Source organism: Streptomyces azureus, assembly GCF_001270025.1.
Lineage (GTDB): Bacteria > Actinomycetota > Actinomycetes > Streptomycetales > Streptomycetaceae > Streptomyces > Streptomyces azureus.
Map to the genome: position 1 here is coordinate 1 of NZ_DF968329.1, position 5,616 is coordinate 5,616.

5 protein-coding genes and 1 pseudogene are annotated in these 5,616 nt (G+C 67.9%); 4 read left to right on the forward strand and 2 right to left on the reverse strand.

Annotation, left to right across the window (positions count from 1 at the left end; translation table 11 throughout):
- Window positions 1–494: 494 nt before the first annotated feature.
- From AOQ53_RS48135 to AOQ53_RS48140, 3 genes and pseudogenes are all read left to right on the forward strand, one after another.
- Window positions 495–1,076: pseudogene (locus tag AOQ53_RS48135) on the forward strand (beta-L-arabinofuranosidase domain-containing protein); the annotation flags it as partial.
- A gap of 19 nt (window positions 1,077–1,095) precedes the next feature.
- Window positions 1,096–1,335: a beta-L-arabinofuranosidase domain-containing protein gene (locus tag AOQ53_RS47455; protein ID WP_269085469.1), complete on the forward strand. Its 240-nt coding sequence runs from the start codon at window positions 1,096–1,098 to the stop codon at window positions 1,333–1,335.
- Window positions 1,290–1,847: a hypothetical protein gene (locus tag AOQ53_RS48140; RefSeq protein ID WP_408055180.1), complete on the forward strand. Its 558-nt coding sequence runs from the start codon at window positions 1,290–1,292 to the stop codon at window positions 1,845–1,847. The genes AOQ53_RS47455 and AOQ53_RS48140 overlap by 46 nt, the downstream gene beginning before the upstream one ends.
- Here the strand turns inward: AOQ53_RS48140 and AOQ53_RS24550 are convergent.
- Complete coding sequence (locus AOQ53_RS24550) at window positions 1,741–2,463, reverse strand: FadR/GntR family transcriptional regulator (RefSeq protein ID WP_059420485.1); 723 nt, start codon at window positions 2,461–2,463, stop codon at window positions 1,741–1,743. The two genes, AOQ53_RS48140 and AOQ53_RS24550, sit on opposite strands and share 107 nt — an antisense overlap.
- Complete coding sequence (locus AOQ53_RS24555; RefSeq protein WP_059420487.1) at window positions 2,454–2,900, reverse strand: aldo-keto reductase family protein; 447 nt, start codon at window positions 2,898–2,900, stop codon at window positions 2,454–2,456. The genes AOQ53_RS24550 and AOQ53_RS24555 overlap by 10 nt, the downstream gene beginning before the upstream one ends.
- A 254-nt stretch (window positions 2,901–3,154) precedes the next feature.
- Between AOQ53_RS24555 and AOQ53_RS24560 the strand changes: the two genes are divergently transcribed.
- A complete protein-coding gene (locus AOQ53_RS24560) occupies window positions 3,155–5,386 on the forward strand; it encodes an alpha-L-fucosidase (protein WP_059420489.1) in 2,232 nt (743 codons plus the stop codon).
- Window positions 5,387–5,616: the final 230 nt, after the last annotated feature.

The following is a 5,616-nucleotide window of genomic DNA, read 5'->3' on the forward strand; positions in this document are numbered from 1 at the left end:
GAACCGAACCCACTCAGGAGCCCCACCACCAAGACGGTCACCGCGACCAGCACTCCCGCACGCCGCCCACCTCCCCACCATGGGACCCTGCACGCCCTGAGCATGCCCTTCATCTGTCTCTCCTCTGCCGGGGGCGGCTGCCCGTCCGGCGGAGCGTGCCCCGAGGACGGGCCGACCGCGCTGAAGTGGATGCCGGACGGACAGCGAACGTCTGCTGGGCACGCCTGTCTCGTGCGGTGAGCTTGTAGCCGTGCAGGTCGGCGTTGCCGGATGCCGAGGGTCAGGTCGATCGAGCGGTAGCCGGAGACAGCACTGAAGGTGTCGTCCGTCGAAGGACAGTAGGCATGCGGCATGTCCTCGTCAATAGCTACCCGAGGTAATCATCCCATGATGCACTCTCGGCGACACGGGGACGAACCTCAACTCCTGCCCTTTCAGGGATTCGCCGTCCCTCCTATGGGTAGGATCCCCGCCGATACCCGCTAATACATCCCATGTACTTGGATCATGTGGCGGCATCCGGTGGACCGCGGAAGTGCTCCACCGCTTTCGAGGCACTCCCCCGCAGCGTGGTACACCTTCTCCCCGGCCCGTTCCTGGACGCGCAGGCCACCGCTCTCGGCTACCTGCTGTCCCTCGACACCGACCGGCTCCTCGCACCCTTGCGGCGCGAGGCCGGTCTGCCGCCGGTCGCCGAGTCCTACGGCAACCGGGAGAACTCGGGGCTCGACGGCCACACCCTCGGGCACACACTGTCGGGTGCCGCTCTCATGAGCGCGGTGACGGACGGCCCCAGGCCGAAAGCCATGGTCGAACGTCTGGTTGAGGGCGTCGTCGAGTGTCAGGACGCCCTGGGCACCGGCTACGTCGGGGGCATTCCCGGCGGCGTACGACTGTGGCGGCGTGTGGCCGCGGGCCAGGCGGAGCGGGGCTCGTTCGAGCTCGGTGGTGCCTGGGTGCCGTGGTACAACCTGCACAAGCTCTTCGCCGGCCTGCTGGACGCCCACCGGCACGCCGGTTCGGACCTGGCCCTGACCGCCGTGCGGCGGCTGGCCGACTGGTGGGACCAGGCGGCGGGGATGGACGACGACACCCATGAAGCCATGCTCCGCACGAAGTTCGGGGGGTATGTGCGAGGCTCAGGCGGACCTCGCCGACATCACCGGCACGGACCGCTACGCCGCCCTGGCACGACGCTTCCTCGACCGGTCCCTGCTCCGCCCGTTGCGCGAGCACCGCGACGTCCTCGACGCCGTTGCCGCCGGCGAGAACAACCCGAAAGCGACCACCTGTTCGAGGGACAGGACGCATGGTCCGGCCGCACCGACGGGCTGACATGGCGGGCCGCCACGGGATGGTGGCCCTACCGCCTGACCGACCCGGACGGCACCGCCACCGGTCTCCGAGTACCCACCTCTCGGACGCAAGTGCCGGATCGACCCGTGTACTGGTCGACGGCCATGCGCTGGGCACCCTTACGCCCTTGTCGCATCCCGAGGGCACGGAAATCTCCCAGGTACTCCCACTGGCCCCAGACCCTCATGCCGGGACCGCCGAGATCCGGTTCGAAGCGGTTGGCTCCGCAACCACCATCCGGCTGCGCGAAGTACGCCTGGTGCGCTGACGCGACCGCCGTCGTCTCGAGCGCGTCGAGCCCGCGGTGTGGGCGGCGGCGGAGGCCCGGAGCCCGGCGCCGGGTGGGCGGCGTTGCAGGGCACCGTGGCGGACAGCGTCCGTCAGTCAGTTCCGCGCTGTCGTCCCGAAGGGGTGGGTGTCGCCGGCGCGCAGGTGTTCCCTCAGCCACTGCTCGGTGTTGCTCACATGGAGCAGCGCGGCGGCCTGGCTGAGGGCGGCGTCACGGGTGGACAGCGCGTTGAAGATCGCCTCGTGCTCGGCGAGCGTGCGGCCCGCGGCCTTGTCGTCGACCAGACCGCGCCAGATGCGGGCGCGCAGGGTGCGGCCGGAGATCCCTTCCAGGAGGGTGAGGAGGCTCTCGTTGCCCGTGGCCGAAACGACGGCGCGGTGGAAGGCGGCGTCGTGGGCGTTGAGCTGTTCGACGTCGTCGCGGGCCTCGCGCATCGCGTCCAGGTGCCGCTTCACTTCGGCCAGTTGGGCGTCGGAGATCCGAGTGGCGGCCAGCGCCGTGGCCATCGGCTCGAGAAGCCGCCGTACCTCCATGAGGTCCTGCAGGGCGACCGAGTCGCCCTGCAGCAGTTCCACCGCGCCGCCGAGACCCTCCAGCAGCAGGCTCGGCTGGAGGCTGGTCACATACGTACCGTCGCCCCGCCGGACCTCCAGGACCCGTGCGACGGCCAGCGCCTTGACCGCTTCCCGGGCGAGGTTGCGGGACAGGCCCAGCTGAACGGCCAGGTCCGGCTCCGGTGGGAGCTTCGAGCCCGGCGGCAGGGCACCGGTCCGGATCAGCTCACGGAGCTGCTCGATCGCCTTGTCCGTCAGAGACACCGCTCGTCCCTCCCCCCACCGTGCCCCGTGAGCACGTCCGACCTGATCAGCCCCTGAGCGCGGAGATCGTCCCAGAGGCCGTCCGGGACTTGCTGATCATGGAGTTCCACGTTTCGTCCGACCTGTTCCGGGGTCCGCATGCCGAGGGTGACGTCGATGATACTGGGATGCCTGCGCGGGAAGGCGATCGCGGCGGCGGGCACGGTGGTCCCGCGCCTCGCACGGACCTCGGAGATCGCCCGAGCGCGGGCGACCGGAGCCGACGGGGCGTCCTGGCAGTCGTCCTTCATGCCCTCGGCAGGCAGGAGGTCGTCCGGCGCCGACTGGTCCAGGAGCGTGTAGCGCCCGGCCGGCATCACCGCGTCGGCGACGGTCTCGCGCGGGAAGCGGGCGAGCATCGCCGACTCGTTCACGTCGGCGCCGATCGCGCCGATCACGCCCTGTCACGCGATTCCACGGGCGTGGGCTGTCCAGCACTCTGTGCAGACCACGCAGAGTACCCAGTGGGACAGTGCAAGACATGCCATGTTTGCCGGATAGAAATACACCCTAGAACAATAGAAAAACAGTCAACTCGCCCTAAGTCACGGACACTTTCATCCCTGCACACTGGTTGACATCCCATGGCGACATGACCGACCTTCATGCGTGGCCCTGCATTCCCCTGCCCTTCCGCATCAGGGATGTGTCCATGTCGAGCTCGATCAACAGACGCCAGTTCGTGGCCTCAGCCACTGGCGTGGCCGCGGCGGCCATTGCCGGAGATGTGTTCAGTGCCGGTGTCACCGAAGCGGCACCCAGCACGTACACGCCCGACTGGCACTCGGTCGACCAGCACCCGCCGGCTCCGGAGTGGTTCCAGGACGCGAAGTTCGGGATCTACTTCCACTGGGGCGCCTTCAGCGTCCCCGCCTTCGACAACGAGTGGTACCCACGCGGCATGTACCAGGCCGGGAGCTCGCCCAACAAGCACCACATCGCGACCTATGGTCAGCCCTCAGCGTGGCCGTACCACAACTTCATCAACGGAGCGAAGGACCTGGCGGACAACACCGTGAAGTTCGCCCCGAAGCTGAAGTCGGCCGGCGGGAAGTTCGACCCGGACGAGTGGGTGCAGCTCTTCGTCGACGCCGGCGCCAGGTTCGCCGGCCCGGTCGCCGAGCACCATGACGGCTTCTCCATGTGGGACAGCCAGGTCAACGAGTGGAACTCGGTGAACAAGGGCCCTCGTCTTGACCTGCTGCGGCTGTTCTCCACGGCCATCCGCGCCAAGGGCCTGAAGCTGCTGGTGGCCATGCACCACGCGTACAACTTCACCGGCTTCTACGAATTCGTCCCCGCGCAGGCGGACAGAAGCCTCAAGAAGCTTTACGGGCAACTGGGTTCGGACGCGGAGAACCAACTCTGGTTCGGCAAGCTCAAGGAGGTCGTCGACCGCGCCCAGCCCGACATCCTGTGGCAGGATTTCAATCTGGACGCCGTCGACGAGCAACAGCGCCTGAACTTCCTGGCGTACTTCTACAACCAGGCCGACGGCTGGGGCCGCGAGGTCGTCGCCACGTACAAGGACGGCATGAACGGCAAGGGCGAGGTCTTCGACTACGAACGCGGCGGCCCGGCCGATCTCACCACCCCGTACTGGCTGACCGACGACAGCATCTCCAGCAGCAGCTGGTGCTACATCCAGGGCATCGGCTACTACACCACAAAGCAGATGCTGCACTCGTTCATCGACCGGGTCACCAAGAACGGCAACGTCCTGCTGAACATCGCACCGATGGCCGACGGCACCATCCCCCAGGCGCAGAAGGACATCCTGCTCGGTATCGGAGACCACCTCAAGCGCTTCGGCGAGTCGGTGTACGCGACCCGCGCCTGGACGGCGTACGGCGAAGGCCCGACGGAGATGGGCGGCGGTTCGTTCACCACCCCGCACGCCGGTACCGCGCAGGACATCCGCTTCACCCGCAACAAGGCCAACAACGTCCTGTACGCGACCGTCCTGGGCTGGCCCGACAGCTCGCTGACGATCAAGACCCTCAGCTCAGACCGGATCAACCTCTCCTCGCTGACCTCGGTGAAGCTCCTCGGTACCACCGCCGGCACCTACATCGACCTGCCCGCACCGGCCCAGAACGCCTCCGGCCTCACGGTCACCCTGCCGTCCTCCGCGCCGTACGGCGCCAACGCCTACGTCCTGAAGCTCAGCTTTTCCGGCACGATCCCCGGCCTGCGGCCGCTCGCCGGCGCCGTCGCCTTCACGGACGTCAACTACACCGGCGGCTCCGCTGTCCTCACCGTCGGCGACTACACCGCGGCCGACCTGTCCGCTGCCGGACCGGGCCCACGCACTCTTTCCTCCCTCCGGCCGGCCCCCGGCTACCAGGTGATCGGCTACTCCGGAGACAACTTCACCGGTACCTCCTGGACCTTCACCGCCGACAATTTCGACCTCAGGGCCACCGGCAACAACGACCAGATCACCTCACTGAAGGTCCAGTTCAACCCGGCGACGCATTTCCGGATCACCAACGCCACCAACGGCCTCGCCCTGGACAGTGGCGGCAACGTCGCCTCCGGCTCCGGCCTCAAGCAGTGGGCCTGGAACGGCAGTTCGAACCTTCAGTGGCATGCGGAGGCTGTCGGAGACGGCCACCACAGGCTGGTCAACCGCACGAACGGCATGGCCGCCGACGGCTGGGGCGCCACCGCCGACGGCTCCCCCGCCAGGCAGGCCGCCTGGAACGGCGGCCCCAACCAGCAGTGGACCATCACCCACCGGGGCGGCGACCGTTATTCGATCGCCAACCGCACCACCGGCCTGGTTCTCGACGGCGGCGGCAACGTCGCCTCGGGCTCTATCACCAAGCAGTGGACCTACGGCAACAGCGCCAACCTGCTGTGGACCTTCACCGCGCTGTAGCCGGCGAAGCCCGCTGCCGCTGACGTGGCGGCGCGATCGAGGCGATCGTGTCGCTGGCCCCTCGACACCTCGGATGTCAGCTTCCGAAGGCTCAGCGAAAAGGACACGAATGCAGCGAAATGGCATGTAGATGACATGCAACGCGTCGAGGTAGGGAAGGTGGGGCGGCGTGCGGGAGTGCTGGTCGCGGTGACCGTCTTGGTGGTGGGGCTCCTGAGTGGGTTCGGTTC